The organism is Microbulbifer maximicatervae (SeqCode) (genome assembly GCF_052467305.1).
Genome location: NZ_CP174306.1, coordinates 1,383,320 through 1,406,963, shown reverse-complemented (window position 1 = coordinate 1,406,963; position 23,644 = coordinate 1,383,320). Strand labels below are relative to the sequence as shown.

The following is a 23,644-nucleotide window of genomic DNA, read 5'->3' as shown; positions in this document are numbered from 1 at the left end:
CTCACTAAAACCCACTCCAACTGGCGAATAAATTTCTCAGGTGGTTGAGATAATACTGGCACTTCGGCGTCTATGATTAAGGAGGCACTAAGGAAAGGAAATTCGAATCATGAGCAAAATCCTGCCTCCAATTCTTGCTCTTCTGCTCGCCGCATTTGTTTTAGGCGCGCAAGCCAACAACTATGTCAGTAAGGATAGTCAAGCCACTTCGCCTCTCGGATGTATCAGTGCCACATCAGTACTATCTACCCATACACCGACAGATATTACTGCTGCCGCCAAAACATGTACCGAACAATCCAAATTTGATGAGGCAGCTGAGTTGTTAATGGTTGCCAGTGCCTTTGCTTATTTCGACACACAGAGGGTTAGCGACAAAACCGGGCACAATGTATTAAGAGTGATTTTCAATAAAAAATTTAATTCGATGCCAGAGGGAGATCGAAAAAAACTATTCGCCAGCATTAACTCTCTTGATCAGGGCGGCGCAAGGAAGCTGGAAGTTTGTAACTATTTGACAGCCGCAAAGCCGCCATCCTATATACCAAGCTATATGATTTCTCATGGGTTAAGAAAATTTACAGGCGTTACTGAAGCCCCCCTGATAAAAGATTTTGATGCCGTTCAAAGCTGGTTAAACTCAATGGTGTTTGTCAAATGCCGCAGTTAATCGGTATCTTGTTGCATAGAGACGAAATACTTACATCAGGCTCACCTTTGGGCTGAATATAAGCATCCAAGGCAGTAAAGATTCCCACGACGTAAATACTGGCCATCTAGATGGTCTCAAACATATTCGGCCACCGCAAGTCTGGCATTTCCCTGACACTTGGCTAAATCGCCACTTCAAGAGCTCCCTTTGCCACTATTTACCAAGCGCAAAGTTTCAGGCATGATTTTCCCATAGCCGAAATTTTCTCTAATCGGATTAATGGGAAGAACTGTGAAAGAAAACGGAATGCTCTTTTTATTTTGTGGAAAGATGGGCGCAGGAAAAAGTACAAAAGCTGCGGAGATAGCACAAACTACAGGAGCTATTCTTATTTCCGAAGATGAGTGGCTGTCTAATTTATATCCCCATGAGATCTGCTCACTCTCCACTTACATAGAGTATTCTGCAAGATTAAAACCAATGATCAAGTCACATACTCAAGATATCTTAAGGAGTGGCATCTCGGTAGTACTGGATTTTCCCGGCAATACAAGAAAACAAAGATCTTGGTTCAAAGAGATATTTCTGGATAACCTCTTTCCCCATCAATTAATCTATCTTAAAGCCGATGATAAATTATGTTTACAGCAAATTGCCCAAAGGCAAAAATCACATCCGGAACGAGCCGCCTTTGATACCCCTGAGACCTTCAAACAAGTTAATAAGTACTTTGAAGAACCTAGCCAATCAGAGGGATTCAATATTGAAGTAGTCCATCAGGGAGGCATTTAAACGTACCCACTCCCCCTAACAATTGGGAGCAACCTCTGCTGGACTCTCTTTCCGTTTGCGCTATCTCCTCCAGTGTTGGAGAAACTAAAGGAAGCCTAAGTCTCGATGCTGGCCCAGTATTTTGAGTCCCTGTGCACCCGTTATTCGAGTAGCCGGTTCCAAGCGGATTCAGAAAGGCCCGACTCAGGCTGCTGTACCTTTGCTTTGTCTTATATTTCGATTATTATAGAAATATAGAAATTTGGAGGTAACTCATGATGCTACCGAACCACACCCCCATCAATATTCTTAATCGCCTAGTGGACTCCCCTCCCAGTGGTGACCCTACCAGGATTCTAGTGTTGTACGGATCCCTGAGACCCAACTCCTTTTCGCGTCTATTGGCCAACCAGGTTGTTGAAATATTGCAGTATTTTGGTGCCGAGGTTCGCTTGTTTGACCCTGTCGACCTCCCTCTTTACGACGGCACCAGCCAGGATCACCCCAAGGTGCAGCAATTGCGCGAGTGGTCTGCCTGGAGCCAGGGTCAAGTGTGGATTAGCCCGGAAATACATGGAAATGTCTCGGCCGTTTTCAAGAATCAGATCGACTGGCTACCACTGGACCAATCTGCAAGCCGGGCAACCCAGGGAAAAACCCTGGCGGTCATGCAGATTTCCGGTGGCTCACAGTCATTCAATACCGTCAACAATTTGAGGGTTCTCGGCCGCTGGATGCGCATGTTTACGATTCCCAACCAATCCTCTATTGCCAAGGCCTGGCAGGAATTCGATGAACAAGGGCACCTCAAAGATTCCCCATTCCGTGACCGGGTGATTGACGTTCTGGAAGAGCTGGTAAAAACCACCATTTTGTTGCGTGGCCAGGGTAACTATCTGACCGAGCGGTACAGCGAGAACAAATCAGAGGTGCAGTCAGCTTCGACAACATCTATTGAGACCTTGGTGGCTGAAAGCGGTGTCGCAGAACCCAGCTAAAAGTACTGGCATTTCGCTGCCGAAGGTCCACATTTAGCAAAGGTCCACTAGCAATGGACCACTAGATGATAGGAACTCCGATAAGGATCTCGTCAATGAGTTTTTCCCTGGACCCGGACTTTTCAAGCGCCCTTGGCAAGTTTGGCGACTTGCTGGATACCTTGGCAGAAGCGCCTATTGGGGATGTGGATACTCGCCGTAAGAATGGAGCCGTGGTCACTCAAGCACTATTTCAGGGTCGCAGTTTTCCATCAGATGTGTCTTTTCGGGACTTTACACTAAAGAGTTCAGACCAAGAGGGGATCCAGTTACGCTGGTACCAAAAGGAGAATAGCAAGCCAGGCTCCGCCATTCTCTACATTCATGGCGGTGGGCTCATCTGCCACGATATCTCACGGTACGACTTGGTCATCGCCAAATACGTAGCTGCCAGCGGCGTCCCATTTTTATCAGTTAATTACCGAAAGTCTCCGGAGTTCCCCTACCCTATACCGATTGATGATTGCTATCGGGCATTCATTTGGCTGGTACAGCACTCACAGGAACTCTCCATTGACCCCACGCGAATTGGCATCATGGGAGATAGTGCCGGAGGGGGTCTGGCTGCAGCCCTGACAATTGTCGCTCGCGACAAAAAAGGCCCGTCCCTGGCACGGCAGATTTTGTTATACCCAATGCTGGACGACAGAACGGTTACTCCCGATCCCGAGTTATTGCCATTTATTATCTGGAGCTATGAAGACAATCTCACCGGCTGGACTGCTTACCTGGGTAATCAGGTGGGCAGCCCTACGGTCAGTCCTCATGCTGCCCCTGCCCGCCTGCAAGATGCCAAGGGTCTACCGCCAGCATTTATCGATGTTGGCGAACTAGACATTTTTCGCGATGAGGATATGCAATACGCCCAATTACTCACCGATGCCGGTGTCAGCACGGAGCTCCACGTTCGACCTGGCGTGATTCACTCTTGGGAGCTATTCGCCCCGGACATTCCCGTTTCACAGCGCGCTCTTGCAGATCGAGTGAGAGTCATCCAGGAAATCTAAGCGAGCACAGTGCACCTGACTATGGAACAGCAAAAACAGAGACTATTTGATAGTCACTTCCACATAATAAATCCCAAGTTTCCCCTATTCCCAAATCACGGCTACTTGCCGCCAACATTTACCGTGGACGACTATCAACTCAAGTTACAAAACTACCAGCTAGTGGGGGGCGCTGTAGTTTCCGGCTCATTCCAAAAACAGGATCAAACCTACCTTATTGATGCCCTGGAAAAGCTGGGCAAAAACTATGTTGGGGTTACACAGCTATCCGCCGACACTCCCGACAACACCATTTTGTCACTCCACAAACATGGAGTCAGAGCCCTGCGCTTTAATTTGGTAAGGGGTGGCTCGGAACAGATCAGTTTTATCGATACTCTTGCCCGGCGAGTTTTTGACTTGGCAGGCTGGCATGTCGAACTATACGTTGAAGCCTCTGCATTAACCCCTCTCTATAGTAAATTGATCGCGTTACCAGCCGCCTCTATCGATCACTTGGGAATTACTAAGCAGGGTTTTCCCATCTTGCTCAAACTGGCAGAAAAAGGGGTAAAGGTAAAAGCGAGCGGCTTTGGCCGCCTGGATTTCGACCCCGCAGCGGCAATTGTCGACCTCTACCAGGCCAACCCACATTGCCTGATGTTTGGCTCCGATCTTCCCTCTACCAGGGCACCGCGCCCCTTCAAACCTGAAGATATTTTGTTAATTCGCGACACCCTCGATGAAACACAAGCAGAAAATGTCCTGGTAAAAAATGCCTATCAATTTTATTTAAAAAAATAATGGAATGATGGGGCAGTATCAGGAACTGAGTTCTTCTTCTGCTGTCATTCACTACGCTGTATTTTCTAAAAGCGCACGATATGCCTAAATTCGTGCACTTCTCTATACCCACTCAATTCATGCTACAGCAGTGTAATCTCGGGTCATCGATCATCTTTATAAATCACTGGCAATTAAAACATGCGAATTGTAGGATGCGCCGAATATTTCAGGCCACAGGGAACCTGGAAGATACAGTGCAGGAGGTTGTAGTGAAAGGACTGGTAACGGTTATTTTTTCCCTATTTGTGCTATCCGGATGTACCGGCATTGGCACAAAACCCCTGGGAGAAAAAGAGGTAGCGCTAGGCGTAGATACTGAGCAATCCATTAAAGAGAAGCTCGGTAAGCCTTATGAAAAAGGCGTGTTTGTAAAAAACAACCAACAAATTTTAACACTCGCTTATGCTTACCCCACTACTGGCAAAAAGGCGGTTAGCGAAAATATTAGCGGTACCCGTAACCAGGGTTTCTACTTTTATAACGATAAATTGGTTGGGCAGGATTTTGTCAGCTCTCTCGCTGAAGATTCCACCGATTTTGATGAGTCAAAAGTACCACTTATCAGCGAAGGCCAAACCAGTATTCTCGAAGCTCTGGATTTATTGGGCAAACCCTCCGGCGAATATCAGTACCCACTGATCAGCAATAAATCCGAGAAAGCCAAAGTGTATATGTATAGCCAAACCAATAAGGCTATTTTCCAACCGGCCTCTTATCAAAAAGTATTGATTCTCAGTTACAATACTGATGGCATCATCACGAACGTGAATTTTGCAGAATTAGGCAATAGAAATTTAAGCGAGCAATAAATCATTTCTCAGACAGGGGAGCCTTATCCGCTGGCTTCCCCGAAACAAATAAAAGGCACACCACCAGTCCCACCATCGCCAGATAGGCATTAACCGTGAAAGCGCGATCGATCCCTGTAGAAATATCGGGAGCCATTGCCACAATTGTGGTATTCATACCCAAGCCTATTGCTCCCCCACCAATCTGGAACATATAGAGAATTGCTCCCGCCAAGCTCGCTCGCTCCGGCGCTACAACCGTAATTGCGGCAGTAGTAATAGCAGAATAAAACAGGCCAATACCCGCCCCGAGAACCACCAGTCCCGGTACCATTTGCAAAAAAGTTGTTTCCTTATGTAAATGAGAAAGCATAAACATACCGATACACATGGCAATGGTGCCCGCTGAGACAATCGTTTTTGCACCGAGCGTTTCGTAGAGCCCACCGGCAATAAAAGACACCAAACCAAATGAGACCATCATAGGAAGTAGCCCCATTCCCGAGTACATCGCCGAGTGATTATGGACTTTACTCAAGTATTGGGGAACGTATACAAGGGCTGCAAAGAACACCACAGACAGCAACAAGGTAGCTATACCTGCGGCAAAGAAACCGTGATTCGTTGCTACATCTACGGGAATTAACGCATCTCTGCCCACATGGCGCTCAACCAGGATAAACGCCCCCATAAACAGCAAGGTGGCTAGTGCCAAGACAATAATCACCGGGCTCTTAAAGCCGATATCCACGACTAAATCCAGCGCCAGCAGAAGGCAAAACAGCGATGTGGTCAGGGTGATTACACCACCGTAATCAATGCGCTCGGTGACATTTTCCGGTGTGTCATCCGGGATAACCTTCCAGCAGACCCAAAATGCCAATGCAGCCACCGGCAAGTTGATAAAGAAAATCCAGCGCCAGCTCAATAAGTCTGTAAGAATGCCCCCCAATACCGGACCAATTGCATTCGCAGCGGCACACATGCCCATCACCAAGCCCCCGGCAAAGCCCGAGCGGTCCTCCGGTAACATCCCGTAGATCAGCCCCAGGATTGCCGGCCACATAAGGGCACTGCCGATCCCCATCAATCCCCGCGCCGCCAGTAGCATTGGAATATTGGTAGCTATGCCACCGAGGAGGGAGAAAAATGCAAAGGAGGCCATGCCGATGAAAAAGATTTTGCGCCGGCCAAACATATCCGCCAAACGCCCGCCCGAGATCAGCAGTATCCCAAAAGCCAATGTATAGCCGTTGATAATCCATTGGGTGGTGGTGATATTGGAGTTGAAGTCTTTTTCGATGGCTGGAATTGCTACGGAAAACGCAGTGAGATCATTTCCGATCAGAAAAATTGCCAAGCTTAGGGCAAACAGTCCCAGTACCTGAATTCTGGTCAGTTTAGTTTTCTCATCTACCATGTTTCGAGTCCAGCCACAGAGTTCGGTTTTACAAGTGTGGCTCAAACTCGGGAAACGGCAGGGACACTAACTACGCCCCTGTTGGCAAACAAAATGGTGAGAGCCTGCGACTAACGCTCACCTGAAGTGTCTTGAAAGAACTCCTCTACAGGCTGGTAATCCGGATTGGCACCACAAGAACCCCGCACGACCAACTCGGTAGGTAGTACATCTGGCATCGCCGATTTTCCAGAGAGGAGTTCCATCATTTTCTCCACCATCAATTCACCACCTCGGTGGATGTTCTGGCGAACGGTTGTCAGAGGAGGGGTAAAAAACGGGGCGATTGGGATATCGTCAAAACCCACTATGCCGACATCTTCCGGCACCTTATAGCCACGGGCCTGTAGCGCTTTTATCGCCCCCATAGCGATACTGTCACTGGCGGCGAAAATGCCATCAAAACTAAGCCCTTCCTGCGCAACCAGGTCGATAATGGATTGATAACCACTTTCACTGGAGAAGCCGGCGGTCAACTGCCTCGTCGTGCCAGACAGATCAGCTTCATTGAGCGCGGCACAGTAACCTTCAAAGCGCCCATTGACCTCCGGGTGAGCCGTGTCGCCGAGAAAGAGAATTCGCCGCCGCCCCAAGTTCATTAAGTGCTCTGTGGCCTGACGCCCACCCATTTGATTGTCACTACTGACGATGCAATATTCGGCCCCCTGCCTTGAGGTCCCTCCCCAGACAACAAGAGGGTCCCCCTGCTGCTGCAGATCACGAAGTGGGGTATCGTCCACCCCCTGGCCAATCACAATAACGCCATCAGCCCGCCTGGAGCTCATCAGATAAGAATGCCAATCCGAGCGGCTGGCGATACTGCTGGAAAACAGTAAATCGTATTTATGCACCGCAAGGCGATCAGCAATTGAACCAATCATATCGATCATAAATGGATCAGAAAATGTCTGGCCGCCACTGCGCCCCGTATTAATCACAACCGAAATTGTATGGCTGCGTTGCAGGCGTAAGTTTCGCGCGCTCTCATTGATTTTGTAATTCATGGAGCTCGCGATTTTTTGAATACGCTCGCGAGTCTTTTCGTTAATCAATGGATTATCGTTCAGCGCTCGCGAAACAGTAGATTCAGAAACTCCCGCCAACCGAGCAATATCGGACATGGAAACGGGAGAGGAGGACCCCTTGGGCATGGCGTACTTCACCTTGTTCGCGGGAAAAATGCCATCTTAGGCCCGTCGCCCAAGTTTGTAAAACCACCCCGCTACCCAGCCAGGGGGGCTGAGGCCTCAAGCGTCTCATCCCCCCGCTCTACGGCGCGACGGAAAAAGAACAGAGTAATCAGAATCACTGTGATGGGCACTAAGGATAAGTAGAAAGCCACCTGGCCATCAAAAGCCTCGAAAACCGACCCGGTAATCAGGGAGCCCGTTGTACCGCCCAGCGCAGAAAAAATCACCAGTAAACCTGTCATTGCAGAGTGCTGGTGGGTGGGCAATGAACTGAGCATCACAGAATTTATAGCCGGGTACACAGGTGCCATAAACAAGCCAATCAGCGGTAAAACAAAAGCTGCCACTGGGGCACTAAGCCAGTTTACATCGGGATTCGCCACAATATTATTCGCCAGGGGCAGGCTAACGACCACCAGTAATCCCATCGCAACTAAGCACACATTCAGCATCGGGTACCAGTGTACTTTACGCATCATCACACCGGCACCAAGTCGCCCCAACGCCAGCCCTGCGGCAAAGATACTTGCAGCCTGAACACTCATTGCAGCCGGCAGCTTAAGAATTTCATTATTAAAGGTCGGCAACCAACTTCCTATCCCCTGCTCAATCAATACATAGAAAAATACGGAGATCACGTAGATGTATACCAGAGGTTTGGCCATCAACTTTATCATCGCGATAAAGTCCTGTTTCGGGCTAGCCTCTTCGATTCGCGCCCCGGATTCATCCAGCTCTGTGCACCAGAGCAATACAAATGCAATCACACAGACCACCGCCAGCACCCAATACACATTGAGCCAGGCAGTCGACCCTTGGTTCGATGAATCAATAAAAGCGCTAAATAGCCAGTAGCCACTGAGAACTCCCACCATAAACACCCCCTCCAGGGTGTTTAGAAGGCTCGCATGTGCGCTGCGGCCCTGCGCTAGTAATCCCACGGTGGAGTATGCGGCAACCTTTACCAATGCGAACGCAACACCCACGGACAAGAACAGTAACTTCGCCGTCCAAAACCCGGGTAACAGGGGCATAGCTGTACAAGCCAGGGTGACGATTGCCAGTCCCGTCAGCATCGCCCGCTTAAACCCCAGTCGGGGAAGCTGGGAGGCAATCAGGAAAGACACAATACCGATGGGGATATCCTTGAACCCCTCCAGCACACTCGCAGCAGATTTGCTCACCCCATAGGTATTGATTACCTGCAGGATCACCGTGCCTACGCTGTTCAACAAAATGGCAAAGACAAAGTAGATAGCGAATAGAGATAGGAGTATGCGCTGATTCTTCATAGTGGATTCTATCTGGCTCTGTGGTTTAGGCAGTCAGCCGTACCAACCTGTTATTGTACATTTTTTACCCAGACTTTGTGGAGAAAGGCGACTTCGCCCCAATGCCTGAAGATACCCAGTATGTATCAGTCAGACAAAAATTTGCAATCGTTTGCATAAAAACCAATGAAAATTTGGGAATGCCTTATGCAGATCAGTCACAAAACAACTGGCAATTGACCCAGGAAAAGAAAATAACCTCTATTTTTCAGCAGGTTACAGACTTTTCGGAAATGAAAATCAGGTCTATCTTCTAGTATCAGCCAGGCTTAACCCCAGGCCTGCAATCGATTGCAAAAAGACATCAACTACGGATAGACTGAATGCCCGTAGCCGGAGGCCCAGCAGACCCGGCCCTAGAACCCAATCTCCAATCCAGTGAAAGTGGTATGAAGCAAAAACAACAAATCAAACACAAGATCCACCCCTGGGACTTGGTGGAGGACACCTTCCAGCCCGAAGATTACAGCCTCAATGCCACCCTATTCTCCCTCGGTAATGGCTATATCGGCTTGCGCGGTACCTTTGAAGAGGGTTTCGATCCAGAACCCTTTACAGATGGTTGCTACCTAAATGGAGTCTACGCCAGCGAACCTATCACCTATGGTGAGTCTGCTTATGGCTACGCGCGCAACAACCAGAGGATGTTGACGGTTCCCGACGGTAAGACCATTTATATCAGCTTGGATGGAGAACGCTTTAATCTCGCCCAAGGCGAGCTGCTCAACTACGAGCGTCGCCTGGACATGGCCGCGGGGATCAGCGAGAGAAAACTCACTTGGCGCTCCCCAAAAGGAAAAACCATTGAACTCAAAGTGCAGCGCCTGGTTTCCCTCAGTGAGAAAAACCTGTTAGCTCTGCAACTGGAACTCACACCCATCAATTTTGACGGAGAGGTACACCTGCAATCCTGCCTTGATGGTGACCTTGCCCAAGCAGAACGCAGTGAGGACCCACGCCTTGCCTCCCCTATTGATCGGGGAGATATCGAATGGCAGGAAAATACAGCTGAAGATGGTTATTTAGCCCTGCCTCTATCCGTTAAGAGCAGTGGCTTCTCAATACGATGCGCAGCCCTGCACCTTTGTGAGAGTGACAGCGATTACACGTCCAATAACCTCCGCAGTGAAGACTGCGTCTCGGTTGACTATCGCTTTGCTGCCCGCCGCAACACCCCTATTCGCCTAACCAAGTACGTCGTTTACTTTGCACAGCAAAATGCTGAGCCGATATCAGCTGGCGAATTGCATGATTACCTGGAGCGCTGTGCGGCTAAAAGTTTTGCGGACCATATCGAAACCCAGCGTGCCCAAATGGACAACTTCTGGCTTGAGTCCGATATTCAGGTCAGTGGAAATGATGCCCTGCAGCAGGGAATACGTTTCAACCAGTACCACTTGTTCCAATCCCTAGGTCGGGATGGCAATACCAATATTGCAGCCAAAGGACTTTCCGGTGACGGCTATGACGGTCACTATTTCTGGGATACAGAAATCTATGTACTACCGTTTTTCCTCTACACCCAACCCGAATTAGCGCGCGGTCTACTGGAATACCGCTACTCAATCCTCGATGCCGCACGAAAAAGGGCGAGGGAAATGTCGATTCAAAAGGGAGCACTGTTTCCCTGGCGCACCATCGGCGGTGAGGAGTGCTCAGCCTATTACCCGGCAGGCACTGCGCAATACCATATCAATGCGGATATTGCCTACGCCGTGCGACATTACTGCCGGGTTACCGGTGATGTCGATTTTCTGCGCAACAAGGGCGCAGAAGTCGTGATAGAGGGCGCGCGTATGTGGTTGGAGATTGGCCACTTCAACGCACTTCGCGACAACCAGTTCTGCATTAATGAGGTTACCGGACCAGACGAGTACACTGCCCTGGTTGACAATAATTTCTACACAAACCTGATGGCCAAGGCCCATCTTGAATATGCTGTTGAAGTATTACAGTGGTTAAAATCATTCGATCCTGCAGCATGCGATGAGTTAACCCAGCGTATTCAACTCGACATACAGGAAATTGATAACTGGGCCAAGGCCGCAGAAAGCATGTATCTGCCCTACGATGAAAAGCAGGGTATACATTCTCAAGACGATAGTTTTCTAAACAAACCCCGCTGGAATATTGCCGAAACGCCTGCTGATCAATTCCCGCTGTTACTTCACTATCACCCTCTGGTGATCTATCGACACCAAGTTTGTAAGCAGGCGGATGTCGTTCTTGGCCTGCTACTGGAAAGTTCAGAATTTTCAATTGAGCAAAAGCGTCGGGATTTCGACTTCTATGAACCGCTCACCACACACGACTCCACTTTGTCCGCTTGTATTCACAGCATTATTGCCAGTGAAGTTGGGTATCCAGAAAAAGCGCTGAACTATTTTCAGCAAGTTGCGCGAATGGATCTGGATAACCACCACAACAATACCCAGCACGGCATACACACTGCCTGCATGGGGGGCACCTGGATGTGTATGGTCCAGGGATTTGCAGGAATGCGTCTGCACGGCAATGAGCTCAACTTCAATCCATATCTGCCCAATGGAATGGACGGCTATCGTTTCCGGTTGCAATTCCGTGGCCGCACGATCGCAGTCGATGTCGATTCTTACAGCGCCAGGTACACCTTAGTGAAAGGTGAAGCGCTCAGTCTTCATCACGGCAAGAAAATTCTATTCCTGGAGACACCAGGGCAAACAGAAACCATTCAAATAGCACCGATGGAGGAGGTATCCTGATGATCTATCGTGCAGCAATCTTTGATCTCGACGGCGTTATTGCAGACACCGCACATCTCCACCTGATCGCATGGCAACAGCTGGCTGAAGGGCTCAACCTTCCCTGGACAGCGGATACTGAAGAGCGCTTAAAGGGCCTGGAAAGAATGGCTTCCCTTGAGGTGATTCTCGGGGAAAAAAGCAGCAATTACACTGAAGAAGCAAAAATCGCACTGGCTGCTAGAAAAAACAGCCGCTACCAGGAATTAATTCGCAGCCTCTCTCCCGCAGACTTGTTACCGGGCGCCGGTGAACTGCTCGCATGGTTAAATTCTCAGCATATTCCGGTTGGCCTCGCCTCAGCGAGTAAAAACGCGCCGGCGGTATTGGAAGCCCTCGGAATATCCCGTTGCTTTTCTGTTATTGCAGACCCAGAAAAATCTGCACCTAAACCTGCACCAGATATATTCCTAGCCGCCGCCAAAGGCCTCGGAGTTGATCCAGAGTTTTGCATTGCTTTTGAGGATGCGCCCGCAGGAGTCAGTGCAATTAAGTCCGCTGATGGTATGACGGCTGTAGGCATAGGTAATCCAGATTCGTTAAAGGACGCAGACTATACGCTGGACAGTCTGGAACAATTTGTGCCAAATGATTTCTTTCTATCAGTACTAGCAGAATCAGGTATGCGCCAAAGTAAAGGCTTGGCTGTTAACGAATAAACTGAGATAAGCACAAGAGTGAAAGCCTATTTATAGAGCAAGTATTTAGCTCCGATAGAGTCTTTCTACCAAATTGCTATTCCATTATTAATAGCTAAAGGCTGCTACTCCTCTACAACTTACATATTGCTTTGGAGATGTAAAAAGTAGCAGCCATACTGATTAGAGACATTCAACCTCTAATTTTCAAAGCAAGCGCCCTCAACAGCATCAGCCGTATTCCCAACCCAAGAGTTCACACATGGAAAGTTGTTATCGCCAAGGTCCGCATTATTATTGTTAGTCGCTTCATTACTAACAATGGTATTGCCTTCTTGACCGTCATCGCAAACAAAAGTATCTCCCGGTAAATAAACACCAGTTGCAGTATTAGTAATTTCCACTCCATTGCCTTCTACAACATTTTGCGAGATAACATTCCTATCACTACAAACAATCACTCCATACTGATCAAAACCAGATACCATATTCGACAAAATATAAGAGCTGTCCGCACCCACTTGAAGAATCACCCCCCAAGCTCCACTAGCACTGGTAGATGTAGAGACTTCATTTGCAATAAGTGTAGAATTACTGCCGTTTATAGCTACTCCAATTTCCGTAGTTTCAGAGATTACCGAGTTAGACAACGTATTATTGTCTGACACAAAAGCCACTGAAACGGCATTGCCCTCAAAGGCTATACCTGTCACCGTATGCGCCCCGCTTCCTATTGCCTCTACACCGAACCCACAACCTTGTACCTTGCCACTTGATAAAGCTCCGCCAGTGACAACAGCTCCAGTGCCATCTAGAAATATCCCATCAACATCAAAATCACACTCAATAGTAAATCCATTTAAATCAAGATAACCACCAGGTCCGACGACCGTCAGTGCAAGGTCAAACGCTGATGAACAAGACAAATCCTCCGTGAGAACTTCAGCTGTAGTAATGATATCACCGCAGGAGACATCAGCCTTTGCGCCGTAGGATGTAATCAATACACATCCTGCAAACAACATACGAATCAAACCTGAAGGCCGTTTGATGTATCTATCTTTCATAAAATCTCCTCAAACGAAATTATAAATGCCCACCTATAAAGTAGACCTAACCCATATTGGTCTAAATTTGAGAATCAACCATGAGAAATTATTCTCAACGAAAAAGTTATCAGCTTAAGGGGCCTTACTTCGCCTGATAAAACGGGGGCGGATATTCTTTAGTTACCAGGGAATCAGCAATACCAACAACTATTAAGGAGCCTCTGAATAACTCCGTAATGCCTCTGCGGGTCTTGAAGGCTGCAGATGTTAGGCGCAGCTCGCCGCGAATGGCCGTAGCCCTTTGCAAGAGCTGCAACGCAGCAGCTGTGGCCTTCAAGGCCCGCCCTTCGGGGCTTGCAGAGCGATTCACACTCCGCGTTGCGACTTCTTGAAAGGTCTAGACATTCCTGCGAAGCCGCGCCTTGATTGTGAACCGCTCTGCATGCCAGAGGTATCACGGAGTTATTCAGAGGCTCCTTAAATACATTGCTATCACGGCAATACTTGGCTCAGTGAAACAGCACAACTTTCATCATAAGTGCCAGTTATATTTTGAAACCAGCATTTAGACAAGAAGGTTGTTTTCATGCCCTAGACATCAGCAGAAAACAACTCCAAGCTAAAATAACATTGCCACTCGATACTATTAGATAATCTAGTGGCAGTTCGATAAAATCCTATTGTTCAATAAATCTTACCAGGGAAGGATCTATCTTGCAGATATAACCTGTTATTGGATCTTCAACATCAATCAATTTAAAGTCACAAAACTCGAACCCAGGCCCCACCGAACAGCCCACAAGTACGGGGCCTGAAATTGGCTCTGCAGCCTGCCACGCACCAGCAGGAACGACATGACAAAACGCATTACTTTCTGCAGAAATTTCAATCTTTTGTAAACAACTATCTTGTTCAGTCCAAATATAGAGATATAAGCCTTCCCCCTGATATAAATTCCAAACCTCATCAGATTCGACCCGGTGAAATTTCGACACTTCACCTTTCTGTAAGGAGAAGTAAATATGCGTCAATGCACTTCGCTTCTGCCCATCCTCCCTTGTCACTTTTGAATTCGACTTAAACACCTGAAGAAATTTCCCGCCTTCAGGATGATCAATTAAGTTATCAGGCTTCATGGATTAATCAGCACCTTGTAATCAGAGTTAGAAACATGTCTGATACTACATTACCACATAATGTATCAGTGAAATTTAATCCTTATAGAACAACAAGCAAAATAGTTGAGCGGATACGAATTGAACACAGGCTCACCCAGATTACTTTAGGATGAGCCTTGCAGGCAGTTCTAGTTTAAGCAGCTGGGGTTAGCAGTAGTAAAAGTATTTCCAAGCCAAACATTGGTATTACTACACGCATTTGCATTTAGTTCTTCCAAGTCAAAATCCGTGTTACTCTCAGATGTATTATTGAGAATATAATTAAAAAACTGATTATCCGCTTCCATATAGATACCCACTGAACCATTCATCTCAGAGGTGTTCTGGCTATAGTTCCCGAAGCTGGAATCAGCAATATAAATTCCATATCGATTATTATCATATATATAATTCTGGGTTAAATTTGGGGCATCACCATCCAACTGAATCCCATCCAATAAATTACTTTCGATATTGTTTGAAATTAAGGTATTTCTTAGCCCAGTAACTAATATACCAGTATTACCATTACCATTAGCACTTGAATTAGTAATTAGATTGAAGTCGCTCGATACCGCCAACCCTACAAAGTCATTATTGTTAGCAGAAATATTGGTTACATTATGAAATCCATCACCAGCCAATCTAACGCCCGTCTGACAGAATGATATAGTACCTGCGCCCTCCAAATACCCCACAAGACCGACAACATCTATGCCTATTGCAGAATTATTGTCACAAGTAATGGTATGACCATTCATATCCAGGCCACCAGTTGGGCCAACAATGGTTATCGCGATATTGTCTGTACATACCAAATCATCATCCAAAACTTCTCGGGTGTTAATGGTATCACCACAATCAACCGCCGATGCAAGCCCGGATATTAGCAAGCAAAAAGCACCTGCAAATATAGATAAAGTACACTTCATACCTTGTAATTGCCATATAGCCATCTTACTACCCTCTATAAAATCAGTTAATAATGACCTTCTCCTGAACAGAGTGTGATCCAGCTTGCTAAAAGGGCTATAAGAAATTTCTCTTAAAGAAATGGCAACTAAGTACGGAGTCTAAACATCTGTGAATGGTAAATAGTGGCTATCTACGCCAATTAGACAAAACGCAAGAAACAGTGTTGGATATGAAGCCAGTGGGCCTTTACATGGGAAGTTTAAGGGGGCGGTACTCATTACCCTCCTTTTCCCTCCCTTAAAAAAGGCTCTGCACAAATCTACCGCTAGCCTGATTACTGTTATTGCTCTTTATCTCAAGTAACTTTGACACCTTTAATAGTATAAATTAGCGGAATCTCATGTCCTTTAAAAGGCAGGTAGTATTTCCCCTTCTCACGCTCCTCCATGCCATCAAAACAGTTGTAAGGGCTATACGGGTATTCTTTTAGTTGAGTGATTTGAATACCATATTTTAATAATGCACTCACAACATCGCTAATCGGATGTGACCAGGTGGCTAGGGTAGACTTGTCACCCCGATCATTCTCTGTATAGGTACCCTGCTCTTCAATATCTGGATCGGCTCGATGAAAGTATGTGTAACCAGAGAAAATATCATAAAATGGATGAAATTCTGCGATGTAGAAAGTCCCCCCCGGCTTTAAGCATTGAGCAACAACTGATGCCCATCGTTCAATATCCGGCAACCAACAGAGTGCGCCGTAGGAAGTAAAGACGATATCAAATTCTTTATTGTTTGACTCTCCAAAACTGTAGATATCATTGCAGATAAACTCTCCATGTAAACCTGAACGGTCAGAAAGAGCCTGTGCTTCAGTAATGGCTACAGAAGAAATATCAACTCCCGTCACCTTCGCCCCCAATCGAGCCCAAGATAAGGTATCCAAACCAAAGTGGCACTGTAAGTGGAGTAAACTTTTTCCAGACACACTACCTATATCTGAAAGCTCGACTTCATTTAAAGTAGATTTTCCGCTTAGAAATCCATCAATATTATAAAATTCAGACTTAACATGAATACGGGTGCGGCTATCCCAGGAGTGTCGGTTAATTTCAAAAAAATCCATAACTCACCTTCTAATTACTTATATTTATCGATTCTATTTAATTATCAAGGGTAAGAAATTTAAATTTACTTGTAAGTCCTATTCCGTTATGCCTCAAGTTCAAGAAAACTAAGATTGCCAATCATTCTAACTATATATTTTTAGCAATGCTCCAGTCACAAAACGCCCTATTGAACTAAATTGCAAGTACAGATCATGATTTACTATAAAGCAGGCTAAGAATCTTTGAGAAAAGCCCTAAATGGGGGCAATAGAAGGTAGAATCCTTAATCTACGATTGATTATCCTCATCATATCTTAGGCGCGCTCTACGAATCTCGGGATGATGTTCATCTGCCCAAGAGACTAACTTCCACACAGCTGCAGATAACCCCCTTCCCAGGTCAGTTAATTCATACTCCACTTTAACTGGAACCTGCGCAAAGACAGTACGGAGTACAAAACCATCGCGCTCTAAGTCGCGCAGGGTTTGCGTCAACATTCGCTGTGAAATCCCTTCAATGCGCGACTTCAGGGAGTTGAATCGATCTGGACCATCAACAAGGGCAAACAATATCAGGATGGACCACTTGTCACCAATTTGAGCTACCACATTGCGAACGGGACATTCATCATCATTCACAAACACGCGTCTCTCACTATTTTTATTCTGCTTCCCCACCCTTCCACTCCATAGGTTATCAAAAAGTAACTTAACCACTTAATAGTGCCTTATTGGCAACCAACTCTCAAGTGAGTAACCTAGTATAAATAAGTAACTTAACCCGAAATCACCTATAGACCCATATAGATATATACCCTGTTATGACCCAAGCTCTCTTAAACAAGGCCCTCACCCAATACGCCTCCAATAGACCCTCAACCGCTGACGATATATTTACACCGCAGTTTGTCTCTGTAGGGAAATTTAACATTCGCTTTCTACGCAAGGAAAAACCTCAGGCTCCCAGCCTACTACTGCTGAATGGTCTACCCCAAAGTATTCGCATGTGGGAGTCATCCATTGAAGCATTTAGTGAAAAGTTTGATGTGCTAGCCTTTGATATCCCAGGATTTGGCTTATCAAAAGCAGAGGAAGGAGATATGTCTCCAAGCAGCCTGAGCGCAGCCCTTGTTCAAATAATGAACCATTTTGGCATCAAGCAGGCCCACCTGGTAGGGCCGGATGTGGGTGTGCCTATTGCTTTAGCGGCCGTTATTAACCACCCTCAACGATTCTTGAGTCTCAATATCTTTGACGGCCCAGGCACCTTCCCTCCAAAACTCTCTCCTATTCTTATGGCCGTTGTCAGATCCCGAATGGTTCGCTGGATAGCAAAAGGCTTAAACAAGAAGTCAGTAATGAAAACCAACTTCCTGACTGCCGTCAAAGACGGCTATCACAACTACAAACCCAGCAAACGAGCTATCCAAGAGTACTATGACATAGCCTTTGATAATGACAGTCACAAGTGCGCCATCAGTTTCTTTGGAAGCTATTCGAAAGAGCTTCCATGGATTGAGAGAAAACTAAATGGTATTAAAGTTCCGACATTGATCACTTGGGGCAAGAGAGATCCATTTGTTTTAGTGGATAATGCGACTGCCTTATCCAAGCATATCCCCAATAGCAAGCTAGTTATATTTGACAACGCATCTCACTTCTCATCGGATGATGCTGGACAAGAGTATGTTGACTTGATAATCAATTGGGTAGATGGCGGCTTCCTTGAGCATCGTGACGCATGAGTTTTTAAATATTCTAAGAACAAATACCTAATCACTAACTGAATTCAAGGTGGCGTTAAACAATTTCGCCACCGATATATTAATGGGGCTCAACTACCATCATTAGAGCGCCCTTTATCAAATTGGTTTTTTAACTCATTAACTTTGACTCTGATTCAGCATCATCCTTCCCCTTTTTGGCCTTAATCTGTGAAACACCAATCAATGCGCGGCCTAGGTCTGAAGCATAAAATCCCGCAGCCAATATTACGAAGGCGCCAAATAATGTAATTCCATCAGGCAGATCTCCGAAGATTACAAAGCCAATAACAATAGCCCAAAATAGTAAAGCGTAACTAAAGGGCTGCAAAATAGAAGCTGGAGTAAGTGCCAGTGCCTTAATCAGTAAATAGTGGCCCATTGCACCTAAGAGCCCATTTAAAATCAACAATTGCCACCCTGATACTGTCGGCTCTACCCAATAAAATGGTGCTAAGCATCCAAAAATAATAAGACCCATGGTCGCGGTATAGAAAACGGTTGTATCGGCACTATCAAAGTGTGAAACACGGCGTGAAAGCACTTGATATGCGGCCCATAGGATAGCTCCCAAGATGGGGACCAAGGTTTGCCAACCCATCATTCCCATTCCAGGCCTAATGATAATAAGGGCACCTATAAATCCGGCCGCAACACTTACCCAGCTCCTTGTATCTATCCTCTCCCCTAAAAACCATCCAGCCATTAATATTGCGAATAATGGGGCTGTCGCAGCTATAGCATGCACATCAGCCAAAGACATCATACTAAAAGCAAAAACAAATACTGACACCTCAAGTGCGAGAACAATAGAGCGGGCTAATTGAGTGCCAAATATTTTACTTCGCACTAACTCCAAGCTCCCTTTGAGTCTCGCCAAGCTTATAACGATGAAGAAAAATATCGCGAAACGAATCGCCATTATTTGAACGATAGAATAGTTCTGAACGAGAAGCTTACCTGTTGCATCCATACCAGCCAAACAGAGCATTGCCAAAATAGTCAGAATAATTCCACGACCGTCTTTAAACTTCACTTTAAACTCTCTAATAACAACTATAGTTTCTATTGAAGTGTGGCATTTCCAATCTACATACCAAGTTTATCGCCCCAAAACCCTACTGTAATCTTAGGCTGGTACTACCCTATCCTCTCTCTTATATATCTCCCAAAGAACCTTCTACCTGCGTGGCTCTAAGCTGAGTATTTTGAGTATTTATTTCGCTGAGAAAGATTGAGTTGGTCTCTTCTGCTAACTTAACGGCTCGATCTGAAGCACTCATTGCACCCTTTAGTTTTCCGCCCAACTTATAGGCAGTTGCCAAACTATCCCATAAAATCTCAGAATCGGGAAATTCCTTAGCTCCCTGCTCTAGGATCTCAATCCCCCAATCAGTCTTACCTTCATAGGCCGCTTTAAGCCCATAGACATTATATTGATGTACAGAAAGTGGGAATAAATAGCCATACTCATCAACTTTAGAACTATAAAACTCTTTTAATTCATTTAAAGACATAACATCAATTTCAGGCACAGCATTCCAACCAGAGAAAACTGCTTGCAATCCCTTTGCATTGCCTACTAACGGTGTACTGTCGTGTGTTTCATTGCGGAATCGTGCATAAGAGACGTGCAATCCTGATCTTGGCATATCATTTAATGCTTGAAGCATACCGTTAAAAGCCGCCGGCATTTCATTTGGCTCATTTGCCATACTCAGAAACCATCTAAAAGGCTTATTCTCCTTACTTGCATGGCTACCCTTATAATCATCTATAAGAGATGAATCATCCCACCATAAACTGGGACTAATTGAAATTGCTGCATCAAACATAGATTCATTATTAATTGCCAAGTAACTAGTATATAGCCCAGAAAGTGAGTGACCTGAGATAATAGAATATGGAGAAATTCGATATTTCTCACTCAAGATTCCTGAGAATTCGTCTTCCAAGAATTTTGTCAGTTTGTCAGCTTTGCCTGAGCGCCCCGCGTAGGCTTCGAGCTCAGTGGGAGTAAAATATGCGAGCCGATCCTGAGTGCTGATACCGACCACTATCATTTCAGGTATAACAGCATAGGTACTATAAAAATGTACACTAGACGCCATATGATTAAATTGCGTTGAGCCATCCAATATCACTAGTAGAGGATAAGAAAAACTCTCAGAATGGTGATAGGTATCCGGTAAAGATACGCGAGCTGTAACCTCCTCCCCCAGGATCTCTGAATCTATACGAAAATGTGCAACCTCCCCTAAGACATTAGCCGAAAAGAACAAAAATAAAACAAATATACTTCTCATTCAAATACCCTTTTATTACAACCCAACTTACCAGCCCACAGTTTCTAACTCTGTCTTATCACTCGGAGTAATCATGTGTGAATACCGGTAGATTATCGCTAATACTGCACCAAGAGGGCATCTCACTAACCCACATGTGACCAGATATACTAACTTCAGGATTATCATCAAGTAATCCCAGACGAATCCGACAGAGATTAGACTGGGATTCCACCTCAACAAAAATCGGGGCAAAGCAAGTGGGACAATAGTGCCGAGTTTTTCCTGGTTTAGAAATATATTGTAAAAGCTTCTGGGGAGAACTAATAATCTTAAACTGACTCTTATTCACCAATGCTACCACTGAATAATCAGCTCCACTTAGTTTTCTACATGTTTCACAATAACACTTGCGAACATCCAGTGATTTCTCATTAACTACAAATTGGACACTTTTACAGTGGCAGCTACCATTGATCATATTAAACCTCCAACTCAAAATAATGGCTTAAGGTATCTATTCGAGCTGTGCAGATTACCATTAACCTTATAAAAGGTAATAGTTATCGATAAAAGCCCCATTTTGAGCACACTGAAGTTTGATGACAAGACTAAGATAAACAGAGTCCCAGTGGTAAATTAGCCATGAAAGATGAGAGCAACCCAAACCTCTTAGGCTGCACAGGAATAAAGCGCCAGGATCTAACTTATCCCGGCACTAGTACGCTCTTAATTTTCAGTTACTGTAGAGGAAAGCTTGAAGTGGCTGAGAGCCTTTTCAGCAATTTCTTTACCATATTCCTGCACAAAGTGGCCCGCCTCCGCTATTTTGAGAGGCTCGGGGCAGTTTTTGATGGTTCCCCTCAGCAACTCCATCACTTTCTCACCAAGTACAAAGTCCCTCATTCCAATCGCCATAAAGCTCTCACCACCCCAGCTCCTAGACCAGAATTCTCGAGCCCTTACCCCTAGCTCTGCTCCCTCCATATCTGGATCAACCGGTACAATTGACGGGAATCGACGAACGCCAGCCTTATAGCGGTTGTCCGGAAAAGGCGCGTCATAGGCTACTATATCGAATAAATTGACCTCAGATTGAGCATCATTGGCAATGAGCCCTCCCACAGGGATTTCAGGTACATTGACAGAGAAATTCCGCCAGTGGTAGAACCCCTCAGATGCACCATCTCCTGCTGCGATAGCCGTATTCATAACCAGTAATCGGGTAAATCTATCCGGCATATCCATTGGAAGTGTCAATCCCAGAAGTCCACCCCAATCCTGACAAACCAGCGTAATATTCTTAAGGTCCAAATGCTCAATCAAACGCATCAGGCTGTTACGATGGAAGTTAAAAGTGTACACATCTTCATTGACGGGCTTATCTGAGCGACCAAATCCAAACAAATCTGGAGCAATTACCCGGTGTCCTGCCTCAACAAAAACTGGGATCATTTTTCGATATAAGTAACCCCAACTGGGCTCCCCATGGAGACAAAGAAAGGTGGTATCCGAATCCTTCTCCCCCTCATCGATATATGCCATACGCATAGAATCATAGCCTTCCAGGCTATCAATATAGTTAGGAGTATACGGAAAACCCGGTAGTAAAGAAAAACGCTCCTCAGGAGTTCTCAATCGTTCAATAGACATCGGCAACCCTCTTTTAGTTGAAAGTTAAGTTAGCGCCTTGCTTCTGAAAAGCTAGATCAGTGGGAATCCAGAGATCATCCATTGTGGCGCTTTTATCGGTGCTTCATATCTGAAAGATAACTGTAGAAAAATAACTATTATCCTACTAGATAATAAGGATAAATATGCTCCTAAAACATGGCATGATCTCTAATTTTTACATTTAGAAACCTTATTAGGCGCCAGATCACTTAAATTACCTCATAATGCCAATCTGGCAAGTCTGAAACTATTGAGCTAAGTACAGCCGATTAATCAAACTTCTTACCATTAAAAACATGTTAGATGTATTGAAATACCCATCTGGATGTAAGCTGTCTACCAGCAATATATCTCAATTATCAGTGAACAGGAATTGAGCCTAGGAGAAATTAGGCTACAAAAATCACTGGGATGCATATATCACTGTAAGAACAATATCTCTCATGACTATGAATCATGGACAACACCTCAATACACTTTACCAAAGCCCGCCAAGATCCAGCCCCTTTTCACTGGAGAATCCATTTCTACTTCCCTGGCGAACAGGGTTTTGGGTGCTGACTCCATGATTTTATACCCCCTATTATCAACATAAGTAACTAAAGCAACATGGGCAATATATCCTTTTTCAGTCTTTCTATAAAAAACCAAATCCCCCAACTGCGGCTTATAAGATGCTGGTTTCAAAGATTGAATTGACTGGAAATAGGAATATAGATTTCTTGCTCGGCGATGGAAAAATGGATTCTCTGGATTATTACCATTTCGAGCATCATAAAAATTTGGATTTTCTACAAAACTATCTCTCAATAAGACCTGAAATGAATATCCAGCCATTCCGTAAGCGATATTAGGTACATCACTACAGACAATAAATCCAAGTTTCCCTCCTATATTATTATACATCCCCATCAGTGGATCATAAGGCGTAAACCAAAGAGAATATGCATTATCGACAACCAGATTAACATTTGGAAGGCCATGATGATTGGTAAAACTTCTTTCCCCCTTATAGGTAGAAAAATAGACGAGCAGTGGTATTGCCAAAACAACAACAAGAAAGCCAATAAATTTTTTCATATTACCAAAAATGTACCAACCCAAAATCACTAATACATATGAAACATTACTAAACTAATAATAGGTGGGGGAAAAGAGTACAGCTAACAAACCCTTACGCCACCTTAATGCCACTTTTTAGTCCGAACGTC

The 23,644-nt window shown here is 45.4% G+C and carries 24 protein-coding genes; 10 read left to right on the top strand and 14 right to left on the bottom strand.

Annotated features, from left to right (window positions below):
- Window positions 1–109 precede the first annotated feature (109 nt).
- From ACJJI4_RS06540 to ACJJI4_RS06515, 6 genes are all read left to right on the top strand, one after another.
- Window positions 110–670 (top strand): hypothetical protein, encoded by a 561-nt coding sequence (locus ACJJI4_RS06540; protein WP_444927469.1) that lies wholly within the window; start codon window positions 110–112, stop codon window positions 668–670.
- A 273-nt stretch (window positions 671–943) separates the two neighbouring features.
- Window positions 944–1,444 (top strand): P-loop nucleotide/nucleoside kinase family protein, encoded by a 501-nt coding sequence (locus ACJJI4_RS06535; RefSeq protein WP_413665300.1) that lies wholly within the window; start codon window positions 944–946, stop codon window positions 1,442–1,444.
- A 254-nt stretch (window positions 1,445–1,698) separates the two neighbouring features.
- Window positions 1,699–2,421 carry an arsenical resistance protein ArsH gene (gene arsH / locus ACJJI4_RS06530; RefSeq protein WP_444927468.1) on the top strand — a complete coding sequence of 241 codons (723 nt, stop codon included), beginning with the start codon at window positions 1,699–1,701 and terminating at the stop codon, window positions 2,419–2,421.
- A 95-nt stretch (window positions 2,422–2,516) separates the two neighbouring features.
- Complete coding sequence (locus ACJJI4_RS06525) at window positions 2,517–3,467, top strand: alpha/beta hydrolase (RefSeq protein WP_444927467.1); 951 nt, start codon at window positions 2,517–2,519, stop codon at window positions 3,465–3,467.
- A 21-nt stretch (window positions 3,468–3,488) separates the two neighbouring features.
- Entirely contained in the window at window positions 3,489–4,250 is a 762-nt protein-coding gene (locus ACJJI4_RS06520; RefSeq protein WP_444927466.1) for an amidohydrolase family protein, read from the top strand.
- A 194-nt stretch (window positions 4,251–4,444) separates the two neighbouring features.
- Window positions 4,445–5,101 (top strand): hypothetical protein, encoded by a 657-nt coding sequence (locus tag ACJJI4_RS06515; protein ID WP_444896811.1) that lies wholly within the window; start codon window positions 4,445–4,447, stop codon window positions 5,099–5,101.
- Window position 5,102: 1 nt separating this feature from the next.
- Here ACJJI4_RS06515 and ACJJI4_RS06510 read toward each other — a convergent pair whose 3' ends face one another.
- The 3 genes from ACJJI4_RS06510 to ACJJI4_RS06500 form a co-directional block, all read right to left on the bottom strand.
- Window positions 5,103–6,500, bottom strand: coding sequence for an MFS transporter (locus tag ACJJI4_RS06510; RefSeq protein WP_444896810.1), 1,398 nt, complete (start codon window positions 6,498–6,500; stop codon window positions 5,103–5,105).
- 110 nt (window positions 6,501–6,610) lie between these two features.
- A complete protein-coding gene (locus ACJJI4_RS06505; protein ID WP_444905658.1) occupies window positions 6,611–7,690 on the bottom strand; it encodes a LacI family DNA-binding transcriptional regulator in 1,080 nt (359 codons plus the stop codon).
- A 71-nt stretch (window positions 7,691–7,761) separates the two neighbouring features.
- Complete coding sequence (locus ACJJI4_RS06500; RefSeq protein WP_444927465.1) at window positions 7,762–9,021, bottom strand: MFS transporter; 1,260 nt, start codon at window positions 9,019–9,021, stop codon at window positions 7,762–7,764.
- A gap of 101 nt (window positions 9,022–9,122) precedes the next feature.
- On the opposite strand from ACJJI4_RS06500, the gene ACJJI4_RS06495 reads away from it, so the two are divergent.
- From ACJJI4_RS06495 to pgmB, 3 genes are all read left to right on the top strand, one after another.
- Window positions 9,123–9,317: a hypothetical protein gene (locus ACJJI4_RS06495; protein ID WP_444927464.1), complete on the top strand. Its 195-nt coding sequence runs from the start codon at window positions 9,123–9,125 to the stop codon at window positions 9,315–9,317.
- Between the two features lie 66 nt (window positions 9,318–9,383).
- Window positions 9,384–11,801, top strand: coding sequence for a glycoside hydrolase family 65 protein (locus tag ACJJI4_RS06490; protein ID WP_444927463.1), 2,418 nt, complete (start codon window positions 9,384–9,386; stop codon window positions 11,799–11,801).
- Window positions 11,801–12,499 (top strand): beta-phosphoglucomutase, encoded by a 699-nt coding sequence (gene pgmB / locus ACJJI4_RS06485; protein WP_444927462.1) that lies wholly within the window; start codon window positions 11,801–11,803, stop codon window positions 12,497–12,499. The genes ACJJI4_RS06490 and pgmB overlap by 1 nt, the downstream gene beginning before the upstream one ends.
- 179 nt (window positions 12,500–12,678) lie before the next feature.
- On the opposite strand, the gene ACJJI4_RS06480 is transcribed toward pgmB, so the two are convergent.
- The 6 genes from ACJJI4_RS06480 to ACJJI4_RS06455 form a co-directional block, all read right to left on the bottom strand.
- Window positions 12,679–13,545 carry a NosD domain-containing protein gene (locus ACJJI4_RS06480; RefSeq protein ID WP_444927461.1) on the bottom strand — a complete coding sequence of 289 codons (867 nt, stop codon included), beginning with the start codon at window positions 13,543–13,545 and terminating at the stop codon, window positions 12,679–12,681.
- A gap of 124 nt (window positions 13,546–13,669) precedes the next feature.
- On the bottom strand, window positions 13,670–13,897 hold the full coding sequence (locus tag ACJJI4_RS06475) for a hypothetical protein (protein ID WP_282933298.1): 228 nt from the start codon (window positions 13,895–13,897) through the stop codon (window positions 13,670–13,672).
- Window positions 13,898–14,204: 307 nt separating this feature from the next.
- The gene (locus ACJJI4_RS06470) at window positions 14,205–14,663 is read right to left on the bottom strand and encodes a cupin domain-containing protein (RefSeq protein ID WP_444927460.1); all 459 of its coding nucleotides are present in this window, start codon (window positions 14,661–14,663) and stop codon (window positions 14,205–14,207) included.
- A 170-nt stretch (window positions 14,664–14,833) separates the two neighbouring features.
- Window positions 14,834–15,640 (bottom strand): right-handed parallel beta-helix repeat-containing protein, encoded by an 807-nt coding sequence (locus ACJJI4_RS06465; protein ID WP_444927459.1) that lies wholly within the window; start codon window positions 15,638–15,640, stop codon window positions 14,834–14,836.
- Window positions 15,641–15,954: 314 nt separating this feature from the next.
- Window positions 15,955–16,728, bottom strand: coding sequence for a class I SAM-dependent methyltransferase (locus ACJJI4_RS06460; RefSeq protein ID WP_444912723.1), 774 nt, complete (start codon window positions 16,726–16,728; stop codon window positions 15,955–15,957).
- Between the two features lie 271 nt (window positions 16,729–16,999).
- On the bottom strand, window positions 17,000–17,389 hold the full coding sequence (locus ACJJI4_RS06455) for a winged helix-turn-helix transcriptional regulator (protein ID WP_444912722.1): 390 nt from the start codon (window positions 17,387–17,389) through the stop codon (window positions 17,000–17,002).
- Window positions 17,390–17,532: 143 nt separating this feature from the next.
- Between ACJJI4_RS06455 and ACJJI4_RS06450 the strand changes: the two genes are divergently transcribed.
- Window positions 17,533–18,456, top strand: a complete 924-nt coding sequence (locus ACJJI4_RS06450) for an alpha/beta fold hydrolase (protein WP_444912721.1) — start codon at window positions 17,533–17,535, stop codon at window positions 18,454–18,456.
- 130 nt (window positions 18,457–18,586) lie between these two features.
- Here ACJJI4_RS06450 and ACJJI4_RS06445 read toward each other — a convergent pair whose 3' ends face one another.
- From ACJJI4_RS06445 to ACJJI4_RS06425, 5 genes are all read right to left on the bottom strand, one after another.
- Window positions 18,587–19,510: a DMT family transporter gene (locus ACJJI4_RS06445; RefSeq protein ID WP_444927458.1), complete on the bottom strand. Its 924-nt coding sequence runs from the start codon at window positions 19,508–19,510 to the stop codon at window positions 18,587–18,589.
- 121 nt (window positions 19,511–19,631) lie between these two features.
- Window positions 19,632–20,780 (bottom strand): alpha/beta hydrolase-fold protein, encoded by a 1,149-nt coding sequence (locus ACJJI4_RS06440; protein WP_444927457.1) that lies wholly within the window; start codon window positions 20,778–20,780, stop codon window positions 19,632–19,634.
- 58 nt (window positions 20,781–20,838) lie between these two features.
- Window positions 20,839–21,240, bottom strand: coding sequence for a GFA family protein (locus tag ACJJI4_RS06435; protein ID WP_444912718.1), 402 nt, complete (start codon window positions 21,238–21,240; stop codon window positions 20,839–20,841).
- A 248-nt stretch (window positions 21,241–21,488) separates the two neighbouring features.
- Entirely contained in the window at window positions 21,489–22,412 is a 924-nt protein-coding gene (locus ACJJI4_RS06430) for a haloalkane dehalogenase (protein WP_444927456.1), read from the bottom strand.
- 489 nt (window positions 22,413–22,901) lie between these two features.
- On the bottom strand, window positions 22,902–23,513 hold the full coding sequence (locus ACJJI4_RS06425; protein WP_444912716.1) for a CHAP domain-containing protein: 612 nt from the start codon (window positions 23,511–23,513) through the stop codon (window positions 22,902–22,904).
- Window positions 23,514–23,644 lie beyond the last annotated feature (131 nt).